General features: G+C 47.0%; 2 protein-coding genes and 1 pseudogene. All 3 read left to right on the top strand.

The window, feature by feature from the left end; all coding sequences use genetic code 11:
* Window positions 1-648 (top strand): RHS repeat-associated core domain-containing protein (locus BMZ23_RS14700; RefSeq protein WP_143069629.1); only part of this gene is annotated, 648 nt, incomplete at its 5' end.
* A 326-nt stretch (window positions 649-974) separates the two neighbouring features.
* The gene (locus tag BMZ23_RS14690; RefSeq protein WP_093479075.1) at window positions 975-1220 is read left to right on the top strand and encodes an Imm74 family immunity protein; all 246 of its coding nucleotides are present in this window, start codon (window positions 975-977) and stop codon (window positions 1218-1220) included.
* Between the two features lie 17 nt (window positions 1221-1237).
* Window positions 1238-1567, top strand: a pseudogene (locus tag BMZ23_RS15260) (RHS repeat-associated core domain-containing protein); the annotation flags it as partial.
* Window positions 1568-1894 lie beyond the last annotated feature (327 nt).

Genomic DNA, 1894 nt, shown 5'->3' with positions numbered 1-1894 from the left:
GGCGAGGCCGAAAGCCTGGCCTCAGTCACAAAACCAGAGGACCAGAGCCTGACGCTGAACCTGCGCTTCCCGGGCCAGTACCACGATCAAGAAAGCGGGCTGTACTACAATTATTTCCGGACCTATGATCCGAGCAAGGGGCGGTATACGCAGAGTGATCCGATTGGGTTGATGGGTGGAGTCAATACCTTTGGGTATGTGGCGGGGAATCCATTAAGCTCATATGATCCATATGGCCTTGTCATGTGGACTGGAACATACCGAACTGGTGGATTTGCTGCCCCTGGTGGTGCAACGGTTGCATACTTTGATTTGGTATCTGAATGTGTTTCTGGAATGAAGTCAACAGCATCAGTTCTTTATGTCGGCCCTACAATAGGCTTAGGTCTCGAGGTGTCAGGTGCAGAAGGAAATATCGCTTTTATAATGCATCGCGATGACCTTTCGCCATGGGAATTTCAAGGTGTCGCAGGCGTTTATTCTGCTTCCATTATGGGATTCGGGGTGTCTCGTATCGTACTGGGGAATGCTTTTCAGCGGCCCGTAGATGAACCTAGAGGTTTCACTATAGAGATAGGCGCAGCAGTGTCATTAGGATCATCCACGCTAACAGATTTTTCATACTCGTCATGCGGTTGTGGTACATAAATGAAGACCAAAACTCTGGCTTTTTTGATTGTGGCATTAACGCTCATAATTCTGTTCTACACAGGTCCAGGAGAGGTTGTCGAGCGGAGGCCTAGCATGGGCCAGCTTCAAGGCCCCTTATTTTTTTACTTTATTGGCCTTATGTTTTTACTAAGCTATTTCTTCGAAAAAAAGTTTTTTCTATTTAAAGCACTTATCTTTGTTTGTGTTCACTTAAGCTGGCCTTCAAGCAGGCGCTGGGCAATAGTTTACTTTGCTTGCTTTTGGGTGGCTGGAACAATAATTCTTTCTGAGAATTATTTATTCTCCTGAGTAAAGGGTGGGCCATGATTTTGGAAGTTTCAAGGGGATATATAAAAGTTTCCCTTCGCGGTAGGTTAATAAAAGTTCCAGGTGAAATGTTCTTTCCGGAAAATGGGAAGATTGGGTTTGCAATATCAAAAAGAGAAATAAAGTTTTGGGATGCACAAAAGAATCAAGCTTTGTTAAGCTCAGAAGATATTAAAGAGGTGATCGAAGATATTTCACAAGATTTTAATAAGGGGGGGCACATATTAGAAGTGGATGAATGAGACAGGGAAGGGCTGCGTTGCACAGCGACCACTTGCTGACCGCACGAGCAGCAACGGATGCCAACCAGAAGCTGATCTGGCGTTGGCACAGTGATGCGTTCGGGGTAGGCGAGGCCGAAAGCCTGACCTCAGCCAGCCATCCAGAGGCCCAGAGCCTGACGCTGAACCTGCGCTTCCCCGGCCAGTACCACGATCAAGAAAGTGGGCTGTACTACAACTATTTCCGGACCTATGATCCGAGCAAGGGACGGTATACGCAGAGTGATCCGATTGGGCTGCTGGGTGGGGTGAATACTTTTGGGTATGTTTATTCAAGTCCTATTGGGTATTCCGACCCGTTGGGGTTAGAGGTTCTGATGCAAATACATCCTGTCGTCGCGTTCACCGAACTGCATGGGAATATTGTGACGAGTATCAATCACGCCAAAATTACGATAATTCCTATGGACCAACAAAAATGGAGTACCGATTCCAGATTTTCTAATATATTGCCTGATGGTAGGGTGTATCTGACTATCGGTGCTGGCCCTGAAGGGGGAAAGCTAACAAGCGGACTTGATCGGGATAGAGACATTAACCGTAAGCGCCTCTAAATCGACCCACTTGCCCTTAATCGAACTGGGCCACTTTTTTCACAACAGGCTCCAGTGCCGTATTCCATGGCAGCAACTGCT

It is taken from the genome of Halopseudomonas yangmingensis (assembly GCF_900114825.1).
In the GTDB taxonomy this organism is placed as follows: domain Bacteria; phylum Pseudomonadota; class Gammaproteobacteria; order Pseudomonadales; family Pseudomonadaceae; genus Halopseudomonas; species Halopseudomonas yangmingensis.
Note: the sequence above shows the minus strand (reverse complement) of the source record. Positions and strands in the feature narration are given on the sequence as shown.

Coding starts and splice junctions, on each gene's coding strand:
- BMZ23_RS14690 (WP_093479075.1), top strand. CDS start 975: ATGATTTTGGAAGTTTCAAGGGGATATATAAAAGTTTCCCTTCGCGGT.